The 23135-nt window shown below is 70.3% G+C and carries 18 protein-coding genes and 1 pseudogene; 16 read left to right on the top strand and 3 right to left on the bottom strand.

Annotated features, from left to right (window positions below; all coding sequences use genetic code 11):
- Positions 1-41 precede the first annotated feature (41 nt).
- Both QIS96_RS32810 and clpX read left to right on the top strand, forming a co-directional pair.
- The gene (locus QIS96_RS32810; RefSeq protein ID WP_282546468.1) at positions 42-737 is read left to right on the top strand and encodes an ATP-dependent Clp protease proteolytic subunit; all 696 of its coding nucleotides are present in this window, start codon (positions 42-44) and stop codon (positions 735-737) included.
- Positions 738-896: 159 nt separating this feature from the next.
- Complete coding sequence (gene clpX / locus QIS96_RS32805) at positions 897-2183, top strand: ATP-dependent Clp protease ATP-binding subunit ClpX (protein WP_282546480.1); 1287 nt, start codon at positions 897-899, stop codon at positions 2181-2183.
- Between the two features lie 86 nt (positions 2184-2269).
- Here clpX and QIS96_RS32800 read toward each other — a convergent pair whose 3' ends face one another.
- The gene (locus QIS96_RS32800) at positions 2270-3199 is read right to left on the bottom strand and encodes a hypothetical protein (protein WP_282546467.1); all 930 of its coding nucleotides are present in this window, start codon (positions 3197-3199) and stop codon (positions 2270-2272) included.
- Positions 3200-3334: 135 nt separating this feature from the next.
- On the opposite strand from QIS96_RS32800, the gene QIS96_RS32795 reads away from it, so the two are divergent.
- Positions 3335-5962, top strand: coding sequence for a valine--tRNA ligase (locus QIS96_RS32795; RefSeq protein WP_282546466.1), 2628 nt, complete (start codon positions 3335-3337; stop codon positions 5960-5962).
- 74 nt (positions 5963-6036) lie between these two features.
- Here the strand turns inward: QIS96_RS32795 and QIS96_RS32790 are convergent, their stop codons facing one another.
- Positions 6037-6657, bottom strand: a complete 621-nt coding sequence (locus tag QIS96_RS32790; RefSeq protein WP_282546465.1) for a hypothetical protein — start codon at positions 6655-6657, stop codon at positions 6037-6039.
- A gap of 314 nt (positions 6658-6971) precedes the next feature.
- Positions 6972-7637, bottom strand: a pseudogene (locus tag QIS96_RS32785) (rod shape-determining protein).
- A gap of 98 nt (positions 7638-7735) precedes the next feature.
- Between QIS96_RS32785 and folC the strand changes: the two are divergent.
- The 13 genes from folC to QIS96_RS32720 all read left to right on the top strand — a co-directional run bounded on the left by folC (position 7736) and on the right by QIS96_RS32720 (position 23023).
- Positions 7736-9292, top strand: a complete 1557-nt coding sequence (gene folC, locus QIS96_RS32780; RefSeq protein ID WP_282546464.1) for a bifunctional tetrahydrofolate synthase/dihydrofolate synthase — start codon at positions 7736-7738, stop codon at positions 9290-9292.
- 4 nt (positions 9293-9296) lie between these two features.
- Positions 9297-9650, top strand: a complete 354-nt coding sequence (locus QIS96_RS32775) for a DUF4233 domain-containing protein (RefSeq protein WP_282546463.1) — start codon at positions 9297-9299, stop codon at positions 9648-9650.
- Positions 9651-9793: 143 nt separating this feature from the next.
- A complete protein-coding gene (ndk, locus tag QIS96_RS32770) occupies positions 9794-10207 on the top strand; it encodes a nucleoside-diphosphate kinase (RefSeq protein WP_282546462.1) in 414 nt (137 codons plus the stop codon).
- 303 nt (positions 10208-10510) lie between these two features.
- The gene (locus QIS96_RS32765) at positions 10511-11530 is read left to right on the top strand and encodes a rod shape-determining protein (protein WP_282546479.1); all 1020 of its coding nucleotides are present in this window, start codon (positions 10511-10513) and stop codon (positions 11528-11530) included.
- A gap of 189 nt (positions 11531-11719) precedes the next feature.
- On the top strand, positions 11720-12775 hold the full coding sequence (mreC, locus tag QIS96_RS32760; protein WP_282546461.1) for a rod shape-determining protein MreC: 1056 nt from the start codon (positions 11720-11722) through the stop codon (positions 12773-12775).
- Positions 12776-12780: 5 nt separating this feature from the next.
- Positions 12781-13476 (top strand): rod shape-determining protein MreD, encoded by a 696-nt coding sequence (gene mreD / locus QIS96_RS32755; RefSeq protein ID WP_282546460.1) that lies wholly within the window; start codon positions 12781-12783, stop codon positions 13474-13476.
- Positions 13477-13528: 52 nt separating this feature from the next.
- Positions 13529-15709, top strand: a complete 2181-nt coding sequence (gene mrdA / locus QIS96_RS32750; protein WP_282546459.1) for a penicillin-binding protein 2 — start codon at positions 13529-13531, stop codon at positions 15707-15709.
- Positions 15709-16899 (top strand): rod shape-determining protein RodA, encoded by a 1191-nt coding sequence (gene rodA / locus QIS96_RS32745; protein ID WP_282546458.1) that lies wholly within the window; start codon positions 15709-15711, stop codon positions 16897-16899. Before mrdA ends, rodA begins: the two co-directional genes overlap by 1 nt.
- Before the next feature lie 47 nt (positions 16900-16946).
- Positions 16947-18485, top strand: coding sequence for a CYTH and CHAD domain-containing protein (locus tag QIS96_RS32740; RefSeq protein WP_282546457.1), 1539 nt, complete (start codon positions 16947-16949; stop codon positions 18483-18485).
- A 71-nt stretch (positions 18486-18556) separates the two neighbouring features.
- Positions 18557-20482 (top strand): TIGR03960 family B12-binding radical SAM protein, encoded by a 1926-nt coding sequence (locus tag QIS96_RS32735; protein ID WP_282546456.1) that lies wholly within the window; start codon positions 18557-18559, stop codon positions 20480-20482.
- 43 nt (positions 20483-20525) lie between these two features.
- On the top strand, positions 20526-21038 hold the full coding sequence (locus QIS96_RS32730) for a GNAT family N-acetyltransferase (protein ID WP_282546455.1): 513 nt from the start codon (positions 20526-20528) through the stop codon (positions 21036-21038).
- A gap of 36 nt (positions 21039-21074) precedes the next feature.
- Complete coding sequence (locus QIS96_RS32725) at positions 21075-22184, top strand: hypothetical protein (RefSeq protein ID WP_282546454.1); 1110 nt, start codon at positions 21075-21077, stop codon at positions 22182-22184.
- A gap of 47 nt (positions 22185-22231) precedes the next feature.
- Positions 22232-23023 carry a TIGR03936 family radical SAM-associated protein gene (locus tag QIS96_RS32720; RefSeq protein ID WP_282546453.1) on the top strand — a complete coding sequence of 264 codons (792 nt, stop codon included), beginning with the start codon at positions 22232-22234 and terminating at the stop codon, positions 23021-23023.
- Positions 23024-23135: the final 112 nt, after the last annotated feature.

Below are 23135 nucleotides of genomic sequence, written 5' to 3'. Positions count from 1 at the left end.
CGTCCAGCCTCAGCCGTCTTAGCTCACTTCAGGAGACCCCAGTGAACGACTTCCCCGGCAGCGGCCTCTACGACCGCGTGCGCGCCGAGCAGGCCGCCGGACAGTACACCGGCCCGAGCGCCGAGTCCCGCTACGTGATCCCGCGCTTCGTCGAGCGCACCTCGCAGGGCGTGCGTGAGTACGACCCGTACGCGAAGCTCTTCGAGGAGCGCGTGATCTTCCTCGGCGTGCAGATCGACGACGCCTCCGCCAACGACGTCATGGCGCAGCTCCTGTGCCTGGAGTCGATGGACCCGGACCGCGACATCTCGGTCTACATCAACAGCCCCGGCGGCTCCTTCACGGCGCTCACGGCGATCTACGACACGATGCAGTTCGTGAAGCCGGACATCCAGACGGTCTGCATGGGCCAGGCCGCCTCGGCCGCCGCGGTCCTGCTCGCCGCCGGTACGCCCGGCAAGCGCATGGCGCTGCCCAACGCCCGCGTGCTGATCCACCAGCCGTACAGCGAGACCGGCCGCGGTCAGGTCTCCGACCTGGAGATCGCCGCCAACGAAATCCTCCGGATGCGTTCGCAGCTGGAGGAGATGCTGGCCAAGCACTCCACGACGCCGATCGACAAGATCCGCGACGACATCGAGCGCGACAAGATCCTCACGGCCGAGGACGCGCTCTCGTACGGGCTGATCGACCAGATCATCTCGACGCGCAAGATGAACAACTCGTCGGTCGCCTGACCCGAGCACAGCAGTATCTGCTGCCTCTTGGCGCGGTTCGCGGAAGAAGCGAACCGCGCCAAGGGGGGCCCGAACGGGGGGCCCGGCAAGGTACCGTCGGATATGAGGCACCAGGAGCCGTCCGTCACGGGCGTCTCCCAGGCGAAGGGGAAGCACCTCGTGGCACGCATCGGTGACGGCGGCGATCTGCTCAAGTGCTCGTTCTGCGGAAAGAGTCAGAAGCAGGTCAAGAAGCTCATCGCAGGCCCCGGTGTGTACATCTGCGACGAGTGCATCGACCTCTGCAACGAGATCATCGAGGAAGAGCTGGCGGAGACCAGCGAGGTGCGGTGGGAAGAACTCCCCAAGCCTCGCGAGATCTACGAGTTCCTCGAGGGTTACGTCGTAGGTCAGGAAGCGGCCAAGAAGGCCCTCTCGGTCGCGGTGTACAACCACTACAAGCGGGTTCAGGCCGGTGAGAACGGCGGGGCCCAAGGGCGGGACGACGCCATCGAGTTGGCGAAGTCCAACATCCTCCTGCTCGGCCCCACGGGCTCGGGCAAGACCCTCCTCGCCCAGACCCTGGCCCGGATGCTGAACGTCCCGTTCGCGATCGCGGACGCCACGGCGCTCACCGAGGCCGGCTATGTCGGCGAGGACGTCGAGAACATCCTCCTGAAGCTGATCCAGGCCGCGGACTACGACGTCAAGAAGGCCGAGACCGGCATCATCTACATCGACGAGATCGACAAGGTGGCTCGCAAGAGCGAGAACCCGTCGATCACGCGTGACGTCTCCGGCGAGGGCGTGCAGCAGGCGCTGCTCAAGATCCTGGAGGGCACCACCGCCTCCGTCCCGCCGCAGGGCGGCCGTAAGCACCCGCATCAGGAGTTCATCCAGATCGACACGACGAACGTGCTGTTCATCGTGGGCGGCGCCTTCGCCGGTCTGGAGAAGATCATCGAGGGCCGGGCGGGCGCCAAGGGCATCGGCTTCGGCGCGACGATCCACTCCAAGCGGGAGCTGGAGGAGAAGGACCAGTTCGAGGACGTCATGCCCGAGGACCTGGTGAAGTTCGGAATGATCCCCGAGTTCATCGGCCGCCTCCCGGTCATCACGTCCGTGCACAACCTGGACCGCGAGGCCCTGCTGCAGATCCTTGTCGAGCCGCGCAACGCCCTGGTGAAGCAGTACCAGCGGCTGTTCGAACTCGACGGCGTGGAGCTGGACTTCGAGCGCGAGGCCCTGGAGGCCATCGCCGACCAGGCGATCCTGCGCCAGACCGGCGCCCGCGGCCTGCGCGCCATCATGGAGGAGGTCCTCCAGTCGGTGATGTACGAAGTCCCGTCCCGCAAGGATGTGGCCCGCGTCGTCATCACCCCGGACGTCGTCCACTCCAACGTCAACCCGACGCTCGTCCCGCGCATCGTGGGCAAGAACGACGGGCGGCACGAGAAGAGCGCGTAGCCGACGCGGCAGAGCACGTACGCGAAAGGGGCCCGGCCGGATCACTCCGGCCGGGCCCCTTCGCGTCAATCAGCGCCGTACGAGCGTCACTTGGCCTCGACGCGGACCTCGTCACGGACCTTGGCCGTGATGGAGGCCGCCTCGTCGACGGGGATGCTCTCACCCTTCAGGATGGAGTCCGTGTTCTGCGGGATGACCAGGGCGAAGGTGCTGTTGTCGGCCCACAGGCACATCGGCATCTTCATCGGCTTGCCGCTGGACTCGCCGCCCATGCTGGCGCCGAGGTCGACCTCCATCTCCTGGCACCGCATGACGCCGTCCTCGAACCCGCTCGGGCTCATGTCCTGCGGCTCGCCGACCGGCTGACCGCCCCCGGACGGGTTGTTCTCCGCCTCCTGCTTCATGCCGGCGAAGGCGGCGTCCAGGAGCGCCTCGGGGTCGTCGATCTCGCCGTAGGCGCCGTTGAACTGGATGAGCTTCTGCGACATCCCGCTGCCGGCCGTGTACTGCGAGCCGACCTCCTTGCCGTTCTTCAGGCCCCACTTCTCGGCGTCGCGGATCTGACCGCCGGCGGCGTCGGTGCCGGCCTTCTTCTTGTACTCGCCGAGCAGCGTCTCCGGCGTCGTCAGCTCGTACGTCTTGCCGTCACCGGCGGCGACGCCGCCGCCACCGCCGCCGCCACCGCTGCTGTCCGACGCGAAGAACCACACGCCGCCCGCGACGACCGCGAGGGCCACGACCGCGGCCACGATGATGCCGGCCTTCTTGTTGCCGCCACCGCCCGACGGCGGGGGCGGAACCTGGCCGTAAGGGGCCTGCGGCTGCTGGCCGTACGGACCCGGCTGCTGCGGGGCGCCGTAGGGCTGCTGCTGCGGGTAGCCCTGCTGCTGCGGCGGGACGCCCTGGGGGGCCTGCTGCGGGTAACCGTAGCCGGGCTGGGGCGCCTGCGGCTGCTGGCCGTAGGGTCCGGGCTGCTGAGGCTGGCCGCCGTACGGGCCCGGCTGGTTGTAGCTCATTCCTTAGTCCCCTCCAGAACTTATTCGTTCCGAACATCCTGACCGAAGCCGTCGCGGCGCGGGGCGTCGGGGGTCACACCGTTACCAACGAATCTGGTTTCGGTACGGGACCGTGACGCCTCTAAACTGTGCGTCGTGACCGAGAACACTCAGCATCAGAACAGCAGCGTCCCCGAGCCCGAACTGCCGAAGACCTACGCTCCGGCCGAGGTAGAGGGGCCGTTGTACGAGCGCTGGGTAGACCGCGGTTACTTCGCCGCCGACGCCAAGAGCGAGAAGTCGCCGTACACCGTCGTCATCCCCCCGCCGAACGTCACGGGCAGCCTGCACCTGGGTCACGCCTTCGAGCACACGCTGATCGACGCGTTGACGCGCCGTAAGCGCATGCAGGGGTACGAGACGCTGTGGCAGCCCGGCATGGACCACGCCGGCATCGCCACGCAGAACGTCGTGGAGCGCGAGCTCGCCAAGGAGGGCAAGTCCCGCCACGACCTCGGCCGGGAGGCGTTCGTCGAGCGCGTCTGGCAGTGGAAGGGCGAGTCCGGCGGCCAGATCTCCGGCCAGATGCGCCGCCTCGGCGACGGCGTCGACTGGGAGCGCGAGCGCTTCACCATGGACGAGGGCCTCTCCCAGGCCGTGAAGACCCTCTTCAAGAAGCTGTACGACGACGAGCTGATCTACCGCGCCGAGCGCATCATCAACTGGTGCCCGCGCTGTCTGACGGCCATCTCGGACATCGAGGTGGAGTACCAGGACGACGACGGCGAGCTGGTCTCCCTGAAGTACGGCGACGGAGACGAGACCGTCGTCGTCGCCACGACCCGCGCCGAGACGATGCTGGGTGACACCGCCATCGCCGTCCACCCGGACGACGAGCGGTACAAGCACCTCGTCGGCAAGCTGATCAAGCTGCCGCTGACCGACCGCTCCATCCCGGTCGTCGCGGACGAGCACGTCGACCCCGAGTTCGGCACGGGCTGCGTCAAGGTCACGCCGGCCCACGACCCGAACGACTTCGAGATCGGCCAGCGCCACAACCTGCCGAACATCGCGGTCATGGACGAGCACGCCGTCATCACGGCGCACGGCCCGTTCCAGGGCCTCGACCGTCTGGAGGCCCGCTCCGCCATCGTCGCCGCGCTGCGCGCCGAGGGCCGCATCGTCGCCGAGAAGCGCCCGTACACCCACTCCGTGGGCCACTGCTCGCGCTGCAAGACGACGATCGAGCCGCGCCTGTCCATGCAGTGGTGGGTCAAGGTCGGCCCGCTCGCCAAGGCCGCCGGTGACGCGGTCCGCGACGGCCAGGTGAAGATCCACCCGCAGGAGATGGAGAAGCGGTACTTCGACTGGGTCGACAACCTGCACGACTGGTGCATCTCGCGTCAGCTGTGGTGGGGCCACCGCATCCCCGTCTGGTACGGGCCGAACGGCGAGGTCGTCTGCGTCGGACCGGACGACGAGGAGCCGACGGGCGAGGGCTGGACGCAGGACTCCGACGTCCTGGACACCTGGTTCTCCTCCGGCCTGTGGCCGTTCTCCACGCTCGGCTGGCCCGAGCAGACCGAGAGCCTCGAGAAGTTCTATCCGAACTCCGTCCTGGTCACCGGGTACGACATCCTGTTCTTCTGGGTCGCCCGGATGATGATGTTCGGCCTGTACGCGATGGACGGCACCCCGCCGTTCCACACGATCGTGCTGCACGGCATGGTCCGCGACCAGTTCGGCAAGAAGATGTCGAAGTCCTTCGGCAACGCGGTCAACCCGCTGGACTGGATGGACAAGTACGGCTCGGACGCCCTGCGGTTCACGCTCGCCCGCGGCGCCAACCCGGGCGTGGACGTGCCGATCGGCGAGGACTGGGTCCAGGGCTCGCGGAACTTCGCCAACAAGATCTGGAACGCCACGCGCTTCGCGCTGATGAACGGCGCCACGGTCGAGGGCGAACTGCCGCCCGCCGAGCGCCTGTCGGCGACCGACCGGTGGATCCTGTCGCGGCTCAACTCGGTCGTCGCCGAGGTGGACGCGTACTACGAGGACTACCAGTTCGCGAAGCTCTCGGACGCCCTGTTCCACTTCGCCTGGGACGAAGTCTTCGACTGGTACGTCGAGTTGACGAAGACCACGTTCCAGGAGGGCGGCCAGGCCGCCGAGGACACCAAGCGCGTCCTCGGCGAGGTCCTCGACGTCACGCTGAAGCTGCTCCACCCGGTCGTCCCGTTCGTCACGGAGACCCTGTGGACCACGCTCACCGGCAACGAGTCGCTTGTCATCGCCGAGTGGCCGAAGGACAGCACCTTCCGGGACGAGGCCGCCGAGCGGGAGATCGAGACGCTCCAGCAGGTCATCACCGAGGTCCGCCGGTTCCGTTCCGACCAGGGCCTGCAGCCCGGCCAGAAGGTCCCGGCCCGGCTCACCCTCGACGGCACGGCGCTCGCGCCGCACGAGGCGGCCATCCGCCAGCTGCTGCGCCTGCAGCCCGAGGGCGAGGGCTTCGCCGCCACGGCGACGCTGCCCGTCTCGGGCGCCACGGTCGCGCTCGACCTCTCCGGCACGATCGACGTGGCCGCCGAGCGCAAGCGCCTCGCCAAGGACCTGGCCGCGGCCGAGAAGGAGATCACGGCCGCTAACGCCAAGCTCACCAACGAGGCGTTCCTGGCCAAGGCCCCCGACCACGTCGTGGACAAGATCCGCGGCCGCCTCACCAAGGCCGAGGCCGACATCGAGCGCATCAAGGGCCAGCTGGACGCGCTGCCCGCCGCGTGACCCGTAGGTCGTAGGTCATGTGAAGGCCCCGGAACCGCCACGGTTCCGGGGCCTTCGCGCGTACGGCGGGAGGCTCAGGCCCTGCGCAGGCCGAGCCGCACCAACTCCGCGTCCGCCAGGGCGTCCAGGGTCTCCGGATCGCCCTCGCGCCAGCCCTCGGCGAGGCTGCCGGGGGACGCGTCCTGCAGGGTCTGCGCCGTACGGGACAGTTCGTCGAGCGGGCGCATCAGGGCACGCAGGGCGAGGAGTTCACGGCCGTCCTCGGAGGCGGCGAGCTCGTACGCGGCGGCCGCCTGCCGGACCCAGCGGAGCCGGCGCGGCAGCCACAGCGCCAGCACGAGCCCGACGGGCAGCAGGAAGAGGAGCACGGCGCCGCCCGCGGTGAGCACCTCCACGGTGGCCCGGCCGCCCTCGAACCGGTCGCCGGCCCCCGCGACCCCGCGCATCGCCGCGTCCAACCGCTCGCCGACCAGGGGGAGTTCGGCGGCGGACCGGCCGAAGCGGCCGAGACCGGCACCCGAGCCTGCGCTCGAACCGGGGCCGTGCGCCGAGGGGGCGGTCACCGGGCGCGTGAGCAGCTGCGCGAGCCGGTACACGATCGTCGCGGCCGCGGCCCACACCCCGGTCCACAGCAGGACCGCGGCGTCGCCGAGCAGTTGCCGCACTCTGCGGCCGGAGTTCTGGGCGTACCACATGCACCGATTGCACCCCCGCTGCCCGGCAGGCCCGGCAAACCGCGCCGTGACCGCCGCACCCGGTCCCCGGAACGGTCCAGTGGGACCGAGCCCTGGGCGAACGCGCCCCGCGCGCAGGGCGGTTCGCCGCGAACGAGCAGGACCTGGTGGGGCCGCTGGGGCGTGCACGGCTTCGTGGGGCGGGAGTTGGCACTGCTCACGGTGGGGGCAGAGGTGCATGCATGCCGGGTGGCGCGCGGTGAGGCGTACGGGCAGGACCTGGACGAGCTCCCGGAGGCTGCGGGCCGGGCCCCGGTGGGAGGCGAGTGCCGGGTTCAGGCCGCCGTCAGCAGTCGCTGCAGCGCGTCGAAGTCCTCAACGCATCTGCCGAAGCCCAGGGCCACCGAGTCCAGCGGGTGCTCGGCGACCGTGACCGGGATGCCCGTGGCCGAGGTGAGGCGCAGGTCGTGGCCGGGAAGGAGTGCGCCCGCCGGTCGCCCGCCACCGCCCCAACTCGGTGATCACGGCGACCTCCGCGGTGCCGCCGCCGACGTCCACGACCATCGAGCCGCGCGGCTCGGACACCGGCAGGCCGGCCCTGATCGCCGCGGCCATCGGCTCCTCGATCAGGTGCACGGCCCGCGCCCCGGCCCGCTGCGCGGCCTGCACGATCGCCCGTCGCTCGACCGGGATGACGCCGCCGGGCACGCAGACGCCATGCGGGTACGGGTACGGCGGCCCGGCACGACCTTGCGGACGAAGTGCCGGATCATCTCCTCGGCCGCCTCGAAGTCGCCCATCACGCCGTCCCGCAGCGGGCGGATCGCGGTGATCGACCCGGGTGTGCGGCCGATGGTCTCCTTGGGCTCCGCGCCCGCCGCGAGGGCGGTGCGGCCGCCTTCGCGTACGGCGATCACGGAGGGCTCGTCGAGCGCGATGCCCCGGCCGCGGGCGTGGAGGAGGGTGTCGGCGGTGCCGAGGTCGATGCCTATGTCCGTGATCGCCGATTTTGCCGGGCGAAGCCGGGGAGCGGGGGGCCGAAGGTCCCCGACCGGGCGGGGCGAACGTCCTGTCACACCCGCTCCGTAGACTGGACGGCGTGAGTGACCTCCCCCCGGCCGGCGGCCCGAACGACGACAGCGAACCCGACTCCTTCGACTTCGACGAGCAGGAGCGCGAGCCCGACGCCTTCGACGGCATCGTCGACGAAGAGACCAACCGAGACCCCGACCTCGCCGTGATCGAGGCCGGCAGCCGCACCCTGCGCGCCCAGGCGGCCCCGCCGCAGGCCGAGGTCCCGGCCCGCCCCGAGGACCCCGAGGTGGACCGCGCGCTGCGCGAGGTGGAGGCCGAGCTGGCCACCCGCTGGGGCGAGACCAAGCTGGACCCGTCGGTGAGCCGTATCCAGGCCCTGATGGACGTCCTCGGTGACCCGCAGCGGGCGTACCCGTCGATCCACCTGACCGGCACCAACGGCAAGACGTCCACGGCCCGCATGATCGAGGCCCTGCTCGGCTCCTTCGAGCTGCGCACGGGGCGTTACACCTCGCCGCACGTCCAGTCGATCACCGAGCGCATCAGCCTGGACGGCGCCCCGGTGACCGCCGAGCGCTTCATCGAGACGTACCAGGACATCAAGCCGTACGTCGAGATGGTCGACGCGCAGCAGGACTTCCGCCTGTCCTTCTTCGAGGTCCTCACGGGCATGGCGTACGCCGCGTTCGCGGACGCCCCGGTGGACGTCGCGGTGGTCGAGGTCGGCATGGGCGGCACCTGGGACGCGACGAACGTCATCGACGCCGACGTCGCCGTGATCACCCCGATCTCCCTGGACCACACGGACCGCCTGGGCGAGACGCCCGCCGAGATCGCCGGTGAGAAGGCCGGCGTCATCAAGCAGGACGCCACGGTGATCCTGGCCCAGCAGCCGGTGGACGCCGCGCAGGTGCTCCTGAAGAAGGCCGTCGAGGTCAACGCCACGGTGGCCCGCGAGGGCATGGAGTTCGGCGTGGTCTCCCGGGAGGTCGCCGTCGGCGGCCAGCTGGTGACGCTGCGCGGACTCGGCGGTGAGTACGACCAGATCTTCCTGCCCCTGCACGGCGCGCACCAGGCGCACAACGCCGCGGTGGCGCTCGCCGCGGTCGAGGCGTTCTTCGGCGTCGGCGCGCAGCGCGTCGAGCCTCTGGACGTCGAGGCGGTCCGGCGGGCTTTCGCCTCCGTCGTCTCGCCCGGCCGCCTGGAGGTCGTCCGCAAGTCGCCGACGGTCGTCCTGGACGCCGCGCACAACCCGGCCGGCGCCCGCGTCACGGCCGATGCGATCAGCGAGGTCTTCGGCTTCAGCCGGCTCGTCGGCGTGGTCGGCGCCAGCGACGACAAGGACGTACGCGGACTCCTGGAGGCCTTCGAGCCGATCTTCGCGGAGATCGTGGTCACGCAGAACTCCAGCCACCGCGCGATGGACGCGGACGCCCTGGCGGCGGTCGCCGTCGAGGTGTTCGGGGACGAGCGCGTGCAGGTGGAGCCGCGTCTCGACGACGCCATCGAGGCGGCGATCACCCTCGCCGAGGAGGAGGGGGAGTACGCCGGCGGCGGTGTCCTCGTCACCGGCTCCGTCATCACCGTCGGCGAGGCCCGACTGCTCCTGGGGAGGGGCTGACTCCATGCGCGTGCTCTGTTCGTCCACGCTGATCGGCGAGTTCTTCATCATCGGCTTCGCCGGTCTCGTCGCGATGAAGGACCCGGACCTGACGATGGGCACGGTCTGGACGGTCTGCGGCATCGCCATGGCCGTGTCGGTGCTGCTCTGCGGCATGGTCACGCGGCCCGGCGGCGTGCAGCTCGGTTGGGCCCTGCAGATCGGCCTGATCCTCTCCGGCTTCGTGGTGCCCACGATGTTCTTCCTCGGCGCCTCCTTCGCGGCCCTGTGGTGGTGCTCGGTCCACTTCGGCCGCAAGGTCGACGAGGCCAAGGCACGGTTCGCCGCCGAGCAGAAGACGAGCGCGGACCCCGCGTAGCCCACCCGGCCGCAGGGCCCCGGCCCGATCTCGCGTGCGAGGGGCCCTGCGGCGGGCCTGACGCTGAGTAACCGGTGCTGCTCGGGGCCCTGTAGCCTCTGCGTACCGCTCTCCCGTATTTGCACTTTGAAGGAGCCGACACCGTGAGCCAGCGCACCCTCGTCCTGCTCAAGCCCGACGCCGTACGCCGTGGTCTGATCGGCGAGATCATCGGCCGTATCGAGCGCAAGGCGGACTGGACCATCAGTGCGCTGGAGCTGCGCACGCTCGACCAGGACGTGCTGGAGCAGCACTACGGCGAGCACAAGGGCAAGCCCTTCTACGAGCCGCTGGTCGCCTTCATGTCCTCCGGCCCGGTCGTCGCCCTGGTCGTCGAGGGCGAGCGGGTCATCGAGGGTGTGCGCGCGCTCGCCGGTCCGACCGACCCGATTGCCGCCGCGCCCGGTTCGATCCGAGGTGACTTCGGCACGATCGTGCGCGAGAACCTGATCCACGCCTCGGACTCGGAGGAGTCCGCGGAGCGCGAGTTGAAGATTTTCTTCCCCTCGTTCGCCTGAGGCGGATCCCGGCACACCCTGCGCTGATGTGCCGTCAGAAAGAAATTCGCCCCAGGGGCGGCCGTGAATTCCCGGTCGCCCCTTGGCATATGCAAGCCAATCGGGGGAACGCATCCTTCCGTCGGCTCGTCCCCATTAGCGGGGCGGCGAGTGTTCTGCTGACAATGGCGGAGACCCTCGCGCCGTGTCCGTGCAGGCGAGACTACGATGTAAGCCTCCACGCCACAGCACCCACCTCGCCGACCTGACAAAGCCATTGACGCTCGACTTTGGGAAGGCCAGACGCTCCTGATGGGAACCAACATGTCGTTCATCGGCCGTGACATGGCTGTCGACCTCGGGACCGCCAACACGCTGGTGTACGTCAGGGGCCGCGGCATCGTACTCAACGAACCTTCCGTCGTCGCCATCAACACGAACACGGGCGGCATTCTGGCGGTCGGCGCTGAGGCGAAGAAGATGATCGGCCGCACCCCTGGCAACATCGTCGCGGTCCGCCCGTTGAAGGACGGCGTGATCGCCGACTTCGAGATCACCGAGCGGATGCTCCGCTACTTCATCCTCAAGATCCACAAGCGCCGTTACCTGGCCCGGCCGCGCGTCGTGGTCTGTGTCCCCTCCGGCATCACAGGCGTCGAACGCCGCGCGGTCATCGAGGCCTCCACGCAGGCCGGCGCCCGCCAGGTGCACATCATCGAGGAGCCCATGGCCGCGGCCATCGGCTCGGGCCTCCCGGTCCACGAGGCCACCGGCAACATGGTGGTGGACATCGGCGGCGGCACCACCGAGGTCGCCGTCATCTCCCTCGGAGGAATCGTCACAGCACAGTCGATCCGCGTCGCGGGCGACGAGCTGGACAACGCGATCATCCAGCACATCAAGAAGGAGTACAGCCTCCTCCTCGGCGAGCGCACGGCCGAGCAGATCAAGATCACCATCGGTTCGGCCTACGACAACGAGGACGACGAGCACACCGAGATCCGCGGCCGCGACCTGGTCAGCGGACTGCCCAAGACCGTGGTCATCTCCGCGGCCGAGGTCCGCAAGGCCATCGAGGAACCGGTCAACGCGATCGTGGACGCGGTCAAGACCACCCTCGACAAGTGCCCGCCGGAGCTCTCCGGAGACGTCATGGACCGAGGCATCGTCCTCACCGGCGGCGGCGCCCTGCTCCGCGGCCTGGACGAGCGGCTGCGCCGCGAGACCGGCATGCCGATCCACATCGCCGAGGACCCGCTGGACTCCGTGGTTCTCGGATCCGGTAAATGCGTGGACGAGTTCGAGGCCCTGCAACAGGTCCTCGACGCCTCGCCGCGCAGGTAAGCAGTTCAACGATCCGCCGTACAGAGTTTCGTTCCGTACGGCGGATCGTTGATATAGAGGCATAAACCCGACCTGTTCGACGAGTTCGGACGACCCCGGACGGGTTTCGGACGACAAAAACCGCGCCCCGCAGGCGCCGCATAAGCAAGAGGCACAACCATTCCGACGAGGAAGGCACGGCCGCCGCACGTGAGGGACACACGAGAGAGCCGGCTGCTCCTGGTGCTGCTGATCGCCATCGCGTTCGCTTTGATCACGGTGGACATCCGCGGCGGGGAGGACTCCCCGGTCGACGGTGCCCGACAGGCCGCCGCGACGGTCTTCGGCCCCGTGGAGAACGGCGTATCGGCCGCGGTGAACCCGCTCGGCAACGCGATCGAGGCGGTCCGCGACTCCGACGGCAGGCACAGCCGCATCAGCCAACTGGAGCGGGAGAACGCCGCGCTCAAGGCGAAGTTGGGCAGCGACGACCGCAACCGCAGCCGCGTCCGCCAACTCGACCAGATGCTGAAGAAGGCCGGCGCAGGCCAGTACGGCATCAAGGGCGCCGAAGTCATCGCCATAGGAGCCGCGCAGGGCTTCTCCTGGACCGTCACCATCGACGCGGGCGCCAACGACGGCCTCCGGCGCGACATGACCGTCCTCAACGGCGAAGGACTCGTCGGCCGCGTCACCACCGTAGGCCCCACCACCGCGACCGTACTGCTCGCCAGCGACCCGGACTTCACCGTCGGCACCCGTATGGAGAAGACCGACGAGCTCGGCTTCGCCAGCGGCCGCGGCGACCGCAACCTGGCCGTGCAGATGCTCAACGGCAAGGCCAAGGTGAAGAAGGGCGACCGGATGGTCACCTTCGGCTCGCAGGCCGACAAGCCGTTCGTGCCCGGCGTCCCGATCGGCGAGGTCGTCAAGGTCGACCCCTCCGGCGGCGACCTGACCCGCACGGTCCACGTGAAGCCGTACGTCAGCTTCACCAAGCTCGACATCGTCGGCGTCGTCGTCCAGGCCCCGCGCACCGACCCGCGCGACAAGGTGCTGCCCGAGCCCGTGAAGCCCAAGCCCACGCCGACCGTCACGGTCACCGTCACCCCGCCGGGCCCCGGCCAGGAAGGCGAGGGCGAGCAGGGCGTCGGCGGCGACGGACAGGTCCCGCCGGCCGACGGAACAGCGCAGGACGGAGCCGACCCGGGCGCCGCAGATCCAGGCGCCGCGGACGGACAGCAGCCCCAGGACGACCAGGAGTAAGGCCCATGCGTTTCAACCGGTTGCTCCTGTCCACCACACTGGTGGTCGTCGCACTCGTCATCCAGGTCAGCGTGCTCGCCCGGCTCCATCTGCCCGGCGCCGTACCGGACTTGATGCTTCTGACCGTCCTCGGCCTCGCCCTCGTCTACGGACACGTCGGCGGCGCCCTCATCGGCTTCGGCGCGGGACTCCTCGCCGACCTCGCGCCGCCCGCCGACCACGCGGCCGGCCGGTACGCGCTCGTACTCTGCCTCATCGGCTACCTCGCCGGTCTCATGAAGCCCGAGTCCGGCCAACTGCGCTCTGCCACCGGCCCGATGGCCGTCGTGGTCGCCGCCGCCATCGGCTCGACGCTGCTCTACGCGGGCGTCGGCGCCCTCGTCGGCGACACCGGTGCCGCCGAAGTCGGCGTCGGCAGCCTGCTGTTCACGGCCACGCTCTACGACCTGCTGCTCGCGCCCTTCGTCGTGCCCGGGGTCATGGCTCTGGCCAGACGCGCCGAGAACGACCCGCTCTCCGAGAGTTCGAGCGGCGGCAAGAGCAGCGAGGTCTCCACCGGCTGGCTCTCCGCGGGCACCGGCGGCATGCGCATCGGCAGCCAGCGCAACGGCGGCCTGCGCAACGGCGGCAGCCTGCGCCTGAAGTCCGCCAAGGCACGGATGGTTCGCACCGGACGCATCAAGGGGGTCAAGCGGCTGTGAGCAATGCCCACCCGTCACCCACCACCACCCTTCCAACGACTGGGCTGCGCCCATGACCAACATCCCTGAGACCGGGCGGACGCCTCGGGTCCGGATCCGGCTCGTCATCATCCAGGTCCTCGTCTTCTCCCTCCTCCTCACCCTCGGCGGCCGCCTCTGGTACCTCCAGGTGCGCAACGGCGACGAGTACGCCGACGAGGCCAACGGCAACCATGTGCAGCGCGTCGTCGACCCCGCCGTACGCGGATCGATCCTCGACGCCCGGGGCGTGCCGCTCGCCGACAACCAGACCCGGCTCGTGGTCTCCGCGTCCCGCACCGAGCTGATGAAGATGGACGACGACGGGGACGCCGTCCTCACCCGGCTCGCCGGAGTGCTCGGCATGACGCCCAAGGAAGTCGGCAACAAGGTCCGGCTCTGCAACGACGAGACGCCGCAGCCCTGTTGGAACGGCTCCCCGTACCAGCCCATCCCGATCACCGACGAGGCCACGCCCCGGCAGGCCCTGCAGATCCGCGAGCGGGCCGAGGAGTTCCCCGGCATCACCGCCGAACCCACCGCCGTCCGCCGCTACGCCGCCCCCGGCGGCTCCCAGACCTCGCAGGTGCTCGGGTACCTCTCGCCCGTCACGGACGAGGAGATCAAGGCCGCCGAGAACACCTCGTCGCCGTTCCTGCGCTCCGACATGGTGGGCCGCTCCGGCCTGGAGCGGACGTACGACAAATACCTGCGCGGCAAGGCCGGCGTCACCTCGTACGAGGTCGACAAGCTCGGCCGGGTCATGGGCAAGACGCAGGCCGACCCGGGCACCCCCGGCTCGAACGTCGTCACCAGCATCGACGCCCGCGTGCAGCGCGTCGCCGAGTACGAGCTCAACCAGGCGATGAAGACCGCCCGCATGGAGACCGACAAGATCACCGGCCGGAAGTACGAGGCCGACTCGGGCGCCGTGGTCGTCATGGAGTCGAAGACCGGCCGCATCGTCTCCATGGCCTCCCAGCCGGACTACGACCCCAACGCCTGGGTCGGCGGCATCTCCGGCAAGGACTACGCCAAGCTCACCAGCAAGAAGTCCAACTACCCGCTGCTCAACCGCGCCACCCAGGGCCAGGCCCCGCCCGGCTCCATCTTCAAGGTGATCTCCGCGAGCGCCGCCGTCAGGGCCGGGCACTCCTTCGACGACAAGTACAACTGCTCCAGCTCCTACAGCCTCGGCAACCGCAGCTTCGCCAACTTCGAGTCGAAGGGGTACGGACCGATCACCCTCGGCCGCGCCCTCGAAGTCTCCTGCAACACCGTCTTCTACGCCCTCGGCCACAGCGAGTGGAAGCGCGACGGCGGCAACAAGCCGAAGAAGCACCCCGACGACTGGTTCTACCGGACGGCCCGCGACTTCGGCCTCGGCAAGAAGACCGGCATCGACCTCCCCAACGAGGTCTCCGGGCGCATCCCCGACCGCCAGTGGAAGAAGGACTTCTGGAAGGCCAACAAGGACGTCTGGTGCAAGCAGGGCAAGAAGAACGGCGACTACGCCGAGCGGATCGCCTTCGAGAACTGCCTGGAGGGCAACCGCCTCAAGGCCGGTGACAGCGTCAACTACGCCATCGGTCAGGGCGACATCCTCGTCACCCCCGTCCAGATGGCCACCGCCTACGCCGCCATCTCCAACGGTGGCACCCTCTACGACCCCACCGTCGGCAAGGCCGTCGTCAGCCCCGACGGCAAGCAGGTCGACGAGATCAAGCCCAAGTCGCACGGCAAGCTGCCGATCGACACCAAGACCGTCGCCGACCTGAACAAGGCCCTGGCCGGCGTCGCCACCAACGGCACCGCCGCCTGGCGGTTCGGCGGCTGGCCGCAGGACAAGATCCCGATGCACGCGAAGACCGGTACCGCGCAGGTCTACGGCAAGCAGACCACCGGCTGGCTGGCGACGTACACCGACGACTACACGATCGTGATGACCATCTCCCAGGGTGGTACGGGCTCCGGCTCCGCCGGCCCCGCCGTCCGCAAGATCTACGACGCGATCTACGGCCTCGACGCCAAGGGCAAGCAGAACCTCAAGAAGGCCCTGCTGCCCAAGCCGCAGTCCGCGCTGCCCGAGATCCAGCCGGACGGCTCGATCGACGCACCGGAGATCAAGCCGTACGAGCCGCAGCAGGAGGAGCCGCCCACCGAGCAGGAGCTCGCGCTCGGACTCTCCGCACCGGCACCTTGGAGGCGTGACTGATGGCAGGCGGCTTCTCCGTCTCCGGCTACGGGCCCGAACGGGGCTCCTGGTCCAAGCTGTTCGCCCGCGACTCCGTCACCCGACGGCTCGACTGGCCACTGCTCCTCGCCGCGGTCGCGCTGTCCCTGATCGGCTCGGCCCTCGTCTACTCGGCGACCCGCAACCGCACCGAACTCGTCGGCGACGACCCGTACTCGTACCTCGTCAAGCACGTCCTGAACGTGGGCATCGGGCTCGCCCTGATGATCGTCACGGTCTGGCTCGGGCACCGCACGCTGCGCACGGTCGTGCCGATCCTGTACGGCGTCTCCGTGTTCCTGGTGCTGCTCGTGCTGACCCCGCTCGGCGCGACCATCAACGGCGCGCACGCGTGGATCAACGTCGCCGGACTCTCGCTGCAGCCCTCCGAGTTCGTGAAGGTCACGATCATCCTCGGCATGGCCATGCTGCTCGCGGCGCGGGTGGACGCGGGCGACCGGGACCACCCCGACCACCGCACCGTCGTCCAGGCCCTCGGCCTCGCCGCCGTCCCGATAATGATCACGATGCTGATGCCGGACCTCGGCTCGGTCATGGTGATGGCGATGATCGTCCTCGGCGTGCTGCTCGCCTCCGGCGCCTCCAACCGCTGGGTCTTCGGCCTGCTCGGCGCGGGCGCAGCCGGGGCCGTCGCGGTGTGGCAGCTCGGCCTGCTCGACGACTACCAGATCGCCCGCTTCGCGGCCTTCGCCAACCCGGCCCTCGACCCGGCGGGCGTCGGCTACAACACCAACCAGGCCCGTATCGCCATCGGCTCCGGCGGCCTCACCGGCGCGGGGCTCGGCAACGGCTCGCAGACCACCGGGCAGTTCGTGCCCGAGCAGCAGACCGACTTCATCTTCACCGTCGCCGGCGAGGAACTCGGCTTCATCGGCGCGGGGTTGATCCTAGTGCTGCTCGGCGTCGTGCTCTGGCGCGCCTGCCGGATCGCCCGCGAGACGACCGAGCTGTACGGCACGATCGTCGCCGCCGGCATCATTGCCTGGTTCGCCTTCCAGTCCTTCGAGAACGTCGGCATGACCCTCGGCATCATGCCCGTCGCCGGACTGCCGCTGCCATTCGTCTCGTACGGCGGCACCTCGATGTTCGCGGTCTGGATCGCCGTCGGCCTGCTCCAGTCGATCCGGGTGCAACGGCCCATGTCGGCGTAGGCGCGCGGGGGCTGCCCAGGGGCGGCCCGCGCGACTAAATTCGATTCATGGCGGAGACGAAGCGCGAGATCGAGCGGAAGTACGAAGCCACCGGATCCGGCACAGACTCAGACGGCCCCGGGCTGCCCGACCTGACGCGGGTGCCCGGGGTCGCCGACGTCCTGGACCGCGGCACCGTCGACCTGGACGCCACCTACTACGACACCGTCGACCTCCGCCTCGCCGCGGCCGCGCGCACCCTGCGCCGCCGCACCGGCGGGGACGACGCGGGCTGGCACCTCAAGCTCCCCGTCGCCGAGGGCGTGCGCGACGAGGTGCAGGCGCCGCTCTCCGAGAAGGTCCCGCGCGCCCTCGCCGGCCTGGTCCGCTCCCGGGTGCGCGGCGCGGAGCTCGTCCCGGTGGTCCGGCTCCGCTCCGCCCGCGACGTACGCCACCTCGTGGACGCCGACGGGGCGCTGCTCGCCGAGGTCAGCGTGGACTCCGTACGGGCCGACCGGCTTGCCGGAGGAGAGGGCAGCGCCGCGTGGACCGAGATCGAGGTGGAGCTGGCCGAGGGCGGGGACCCGGCGTTCCTCGACAAGGTGGAGAAGCGGCTGCGCAAGGCGGGTGTCGTCCCCGCGGGCTCGGCGTCCAAGCTGGCCCGCGCGCTCGCCGAGACCGGGGGAGCGAAGCCGTACGAGCCCCAGGAGCCACCGGAACCCGTGACCGCGGGGGACCACGTCCTCGCGTACCTGCGTACACAGCGGGACGCGCTCGTCGAGCTCGACCCGGACGTGCGCCGCGATCTGCCCGACGCCGTGCACCAGATGCGCGTCGCCACCCGCCGCATCCGCAGCGCCCTGCGCTCGTACGGGAAGGTCCTCGACCCGGCCGCCACCGATCCGGTCGGCGACGAGCTGAAGTGGCTCGCCGGGGAGCTGGGCGTCGACCGGGACCGCGAGGTCCTGACCGCGCGCCTGCAGGAGGCCGTGGCCGCGCTGCCGCGCACGCTCGTCGTCGGGCCGGTGCGCGGGCGGCTGCGCACCTGGTCGGCGGCGCAGCGCAGCGGCTCGAAGCGGCGGCTCACCGGGGTGCTCGACGGGGCGCGCTACCTCGCGCTGCTCGACGCCCTGGACGCGCTGCTCGCCGAGCCGCCGCTGCTCGGGGCCGCCGCGAAGTCCCCGGAGAGGGCGCTGGCGAAGGCCGTGCTCCGCGAGCAGCGGCGCCTCGCCGCGCACGTCGAGGAGGCGCTCGCCGCGCCGCCTGGCCACGACCGCGACCTCGCCATGCACGAGGCCCGCAAGAAGGCCAAGCGCACCCGGTACGCGGCGGAGGTCGCGACGCCCGCCCTCGGCAAGCCGGCCAAGCGTCTGACCGCCCGGATGAAGGAGCTGCAGAGCGGCCTCGGCGAGCACCAGGACAGCGTGATGACCCGCCTCGCCCTGCGCGATCTGGCGGCCCAGGCGCAGGAGGCCGGCGAGAGTTCCTTCACATACGGAGTCCTCCACGGACGGCAGGAACAGGCCGCCGCGACCGCCGAGGACAGGCTCCCGGGGTGGTGGGAGGGGGCGGTCTCGGCGGCGGATGCGCTCGGCCGGACGCGTTAGGCTTGAGGGTCACCCGTCCCCCAAGCCTCTGGCCGGGGGTGCCCGCAAGCCAGCTCACGAAGGTCGTAGTGATGCCTGCCGAGTCCGTCTTCCCTCAGCTCGAGGCGCTGCTCCCGCACGTGCAGAAGCCCATTCAGTACGTCGGTGGCGAGCTGAACTCCACCGTCAAGCCGTGGGACGAGTGCGACGTCCGCTGGGCCCTGATGTACCCGGACGCGTACGAGGTGGGCCTGCCCAACCAGGGCGTCATGATCCTGTACGAGGTACTGAACGAGCGCGAGGGCGTCCTCGCCGAGCGCACGTACAGCGTGTGGCCGGACCTGGAAGCCCTGATGCGCGAGCACAAGGTGCCGCAGTTCACGGTCGACAGCCACCGCCCGGTGAAGGCCTTCGACGTCTTCGGGCTCAGCTTCTCCACCGAGCTCGGGTACACCAACATGCTCGCGGCCCTGGAGCTCGCGGACATCCCGCTGGAGTCCAAGGACCGCACGCTCGACGACCCGATCGTCCTCGCGGGCGGGCACGCGGCGTTCAACCCGGAGCCGATCGCGGACTTCATCGACGCCGCGATCATCGGTGACGGCGAGCAGGCCGTGCTCGACATGACGGAGATCATCCGCGCCTGGAAGGCCGAGGGCCGGCCCGGCGGCCGCGAGGAGGTCCTCTTCCGCCTGGCGAAGACCGGCAACGTCTACATCCCGCGGTTCTACGACGTGGAGTACCTGCCGGACGGCCGCATCGGCCGCGTCGTGCCCAACAAGTCGGGTGTCCCGTGGCGGGTGTCCAAGCACACCGTGATGGACCTCGACGAGTGGCCGTACCCGAAGCAGCCGCTGGTGCCGCTCGCGGAGACGGTGCACGAGCGGATGTCGGTGGAGATCTTCCGCGGCTGCACCCGAGGCTGCCGCTTCTGCCAGGCGGGCATGATCACGCGCCCGGTGCGCGAGCGGTCGATCACCGGCATCGGCGAGATGGTCGACAAGGGCCTCAAGGCGACCGGCTTCGAGGAGGTCGGCCTGCTCTCCCTGTCCTCGGCGGACCACACCGAGATCGGCGAGATCGCGAAGGGCCTCGCGGACCGGTACGAAGAGGACAAGATCGGCCTCTCGCTCCCCTCGACCCGCGTCGACGCGTTCAACGTCGACCTGGCCAACGAGCTGACCCGCAACGGCCGCCGCTCCGGCCTGACCTTCGCCCCCGAGGGCGGCTCCGAGCGGATGCGCAAGGTCATCAACAAGATGGTCAGCGAAGAGGACCTGATCCGCACGGTCGCCACCGCGTACGGCAACGGCTGGCGCCAGGTGAAGCTGTACTTCATGTGCGGCCTCCCCACGGAGACCGACGAGGACGTCCTGCAGATCGCCGACATGGCAACTGCCGTGATCGCCAAGGGCCGTGAGGTCTCCGGCAAGAACGACATCCGCGCCACGGTCTCCATCGGCGGCTTCGTCCCGAAGCCCCACACCCCCTTCCAGTGGGCTCCGCAGCTCTCCGCCGAGGAGACGGACGCCCGCCTGGAGAAGCTCCGCGACAAGATCCGCGGCGACAAGAAGTACGGCCGCTCCATCGGCTTCCGCTACCACGACGGCAAGCCCGGCATCGTGGAAGGCCTCCTCTCCCGCGGCGACCGCCGCATCGGCTCGGTCATCCGCGCCGTCTACGAGGACGGCGGCCGCTTCGACGGCTGGCGCGAGCACTTCTCGTACGACCGCTGGATGCAGTGCGCCGAGAAGACGCTCCCCGCGTACGGCGTGGACGTCGACTGGTACACGACGCGCGAGCGCACCTACGAGGAGGTCCTGCCCTGGGACCACCTGGACTCCGGCCTCGACAAGGACTGGCTCTGGGAGGACTGGCAGGACGCCCTCGACGAGACCGAGGTCGACGACTGCCGCTGGACCCCCTGCTTCGACTGCGGCGTCTGCCCCCAGATGGACACCCACATCCAGGTCGGCCCGACGGGCAAGAAGCTGCTGCCGCTGACGGTCGTCAAGTAGCCCGCTGTGCCGGGGCGTTGAACGCCCCGGCACAATGCCGGGCATGGCAGAGCTGACCGTGCCCGACGTCCGTTTCCGGGTCTCCTTCCTGGAGGCCATGCGCGAGTTCGCCGACGACGCCTTCGCCGGGCGCACCCTCGCCCGCGAACTCGCCGAGCACGGTGACAGCTGGCACGACGCGGACGGCTTCGCCCGGTACGTCGCCGCCGTCCGGTCCGACAGCGAGGCCGACTGCTACTGGTGGGTCGACGGTGACGCCTTCCTCGGCCGGATCCGGATCCGACGCCGGATCACCTCGCCCGCGGACGACCTCGCCGGGCACATCGGGTACGGAGTCCGCCCCGGTGCGCGGCGTCGGGGTCACGCCACCGGCATGCTGCGGGCCGTCCTGCTGCACGCCGCCGACCTCGGCATCGACCCCGCGCTCGTCACCTGCGACACCGCCAACACCGGCTCCCGCAAGGTGATCGAGGCCGCGGGCGGGGTCCTCGAGGACGAGCGGGACGGGAAGCTGCGGTACTGGGTGCCCACCGGGCGGATCCAAAGCGGGCGTTGACGCGTCGTCCTTGGCGTGGAACGGGAGCGGAAGGTCATGACCCAAGGGCCGGGCGGGGCGTCCGAAGGGTGTCTGGTGAGGGCGGTCCGGCTGCCGGTGCGGATCGTGGTGCTCGTGCTCGTCGTGCCGGTGCGGATGGTCTGGGACGCGCTGGTCGTGTGCGGGCGGTTCCTGCAGCGTGCCGTGCTGCGTCCGCTCGGGCGCGCGCTCGCCTGGCTCGGGCGGGCGCTGTTCGTCGTGCCCTGGGTGTGGGCGTACCGCCGTCTGCTCACCCCGCTCGGCCGCGGCCTGCTGTGGGCGCTGCGCACCCTGGTCGTACGGCCCGTGCAGTGGCTCTACGCGAAGGTCCTCACGCCGCTCGGGCGACTGCTCGCCGTGGTCCTGAAGTTCGTCGGCGACGTGATCGGCTGGACGCTGGTCGCGGTGTTCGTATGGCCCTGGGTGGGGTTGTGGCGGTACGTCGTCCTGCCGGTCGGCCGGGCGCTCGGATGGCTCGGGCGGGTGCTGCTCGTGGTGCCGGCGGTGTGGGCGTACCGGAACCTGCTCACCCCTCTCGGGCACGCCATCGTGTGGACCCTGCGCGCGCTCGGCGCCGGGCTTGCGTTCCTGTGGCGTTGGGCCGTCGTCGTGCCGGCCGTGTTCGTGTGGCGGTGGCTGGTCGTCGCGCCCGTCGTCTTCCTGTGGCGGTGGCTCGTCGTCGTGCCCGCGCGGTTCCTGTGGCGGTGGGTGCTCGTGCCCGTCGGGCGGGCCCTCGCCGTCGTCGGGCGGGAGGTCGGGGCCGCGTTCGGGCACGCCTGGCGGGTCGCCGGGTATGTGTCGCGCGCCGTCGGCCGCTTCCTCGGCACACTGCTGCGGTGGGTGTTCGTGGAACCGGTGCGGTGGGCGTACCGCACCGTCCTCGCACCCGTCGGACGCCTGCTGCGCGACGGCCTGTGGCGGCCCGTCGCCCGCACTGTGCGGCAGGCCCTCGACACCACCCGCAGCACCGCCCGCCAGGTACGGGCCGACCTGCGCCGAGCCCTGTTCGGAGCACCGCGCCCCACCCCCGAGGCGGCCGTACCGGCGCCCCACGGGGAACCGGCAGCGCCCGAGGCACGTACTCTAGGTAGCAGTACGACCGCATTCACGAAGCTCACTAAGGACTGACGACACTGGGCAAGCGACAGCCCGAAGGCCCGCCGCCCGCACCGGCGGTGCAGCGCATCCGACTGCGCTACACCAAGCGCGGCCGCCTCCGGTTCACCAGCCACCGCGACTTCCAGCGCGCGTTCGAGCGCGCCCTGCGTCGCGCCGAGGTCCCCATGGCGTACTCGGCGGGCTTCACCCCGCACCCCAAGGTGTCGTACGCCAATGCCGCACCCACCGGCACGGGCAGCGAGGCCGAGTACCTGGAGATCGCCCTCACCGAGCACCGCGACCCCGCGCAGCTCAAGGACCTGCTCGACGAGTCGCTGCCCACCGGGCTCGACATCACCGACATCGTCGAGGCCCGTACCTCCGGCCTCGCCGACCGGCTGCAGGCTTCCGTCTGGGAGCTGCGGCTCGACGGCGTGAGCGTCGAGGACGCCGAGCGCGCCGCCGAGGCCTTCCTCGCGGCCGAAGAGGTCGAGGTGCAGCGGCGTACGAAGAACGGCATGCGCAGCTTCGACGCGCGTGCCGCCGTAGCAGCACTCCAGGCGTCCCGTCCATCAGCTGATAGGCCCGTGGGCACCCCCTGTGCGATACTGCGGCTGGTTGTTCGGCACGTGACGCCTGCCGTTCGACCCGACGACGTCCTGTCCGGTCTCCGAGCTGTGGCCGACCTGGCGCCGCCGGTCCCCGTCGCGGTGACCAGGCTGGCGCAGGGGCCATTCGATGAAGAGACCGGCACGGTGACCGACCCGCTCGCGCCCGACCGCGAGGCAGTCACGGCCGCCCCGGCCGATCGCTCAGGGGCCGCCGGATCGCCCGCCGCGGCAGCGCAGGCGCCGGAAGGTTCCGCGTAGGGACGTCCGTCGTAGCGCAGCCCTCGTACGCGGGAGCCACCTGGGTCGGGCCGCGCGCTGACCACCAAGACTTTCGCCAGGCCGTGCGTACATCGCGTACGGAACCGGCGAG

The sequence above is a fragment of the Streptomyces cavernicola genome (assembly GCF_029968035.1).
GTDB lineage: Bacteria > Actinomycetota > Actinomycetes > Streptomycetales > Streptomycetaceae > Streptomyces > Streptomyces cavernicola.
This window is presented reverse-complemented; position numbering and strand designations above follow the sequence as displayed.

What these genes read in the sequence shown, in the direction of transcription:
- QIS96_RS32800 (WP_282546467.1), bottom strand. Translation starts at nt 3,199, where the DNA reads ATGAGCTACAACCAGCCGGGCCCGTACGGCGGCCAGCCTCAGCAGCCC.
- QIS96_RS32790 (WP_282546465.1), bottom strand. Translation starts at nt 6,657, where the DNA reads ATGTGGTACGCCCAGAACTCCGGCCGCAGAGTGCGGCAACTGCTCGGC.
- QIS96_RS32775 (WP_282546463.1), top strand. Translation starts at nt 9,297, where the DNA reads ATGCGCGTGCTCTGTTCGTCCACGCTGATCGGCGAGTTCTTCATCATC.
- QIS96_RS32765 (WP_282546479.1), top strand. Translation starts at nt 10,511, where the DNA reads ATGTCGTTCATCGGCCGTGACATGGCTGTCGACCTCGGGACCGCCAAC.
- mreD (WP_282546460.1), top strand. Translation starts at nt 12,781, where the DNA reads ATGCGTTTCAACCGGTTGCTCCTGTCCACCACACTGGTGGTCGTCGCA.
- mrdA (WP_282546459.1), top strand. Translation starts at nt 13,529, where the DNA reads ATGACCAACATCCCTGAGACCGGGCGGACGCCTCGGGTCCGGATCCGG.
- rodA (WP_282546458.1), top strand. Translation starts at nt 15,709, where the DNA reads ATGGCAGGCGGCTTCTCCGTCTCCGGCTACGGGCCCGAACGGGGCTCC.
- QIS96_RS32740 (WP_282546457.1), top strand. Translation starts at nt 16,947, where the DNA reads ATGGCGGAGACGAAGCGCGAGATCGAGCGGAAGTACGAAGCCACCGGA.
- QIS96_RS32735 (WP_282546456.1), top strand. Translation starts at nt 18,557, where the DNA reads ATGCCTGCCGAGTCCGTCTTCCCTCAGCTCGAGGCGCTGCTCCCGCAC.
- QIS96_RS32730 (WP_282546455.1), top strand. Translation starts at nt 20,526, where the DNA reads ATGGCAGAGCTGACCGTGCCCGACGTCCGTTTCCGGGTCTCCTTCCTG.
- QIS96_RS32725 (WP_282546454.1), top strand. Translation starts at nt 21,075, where the DNA reads ATGACCCAAGGGCCGGGCGGGGCGTCCGAAGGGTGTCTGGTGAGGGCG.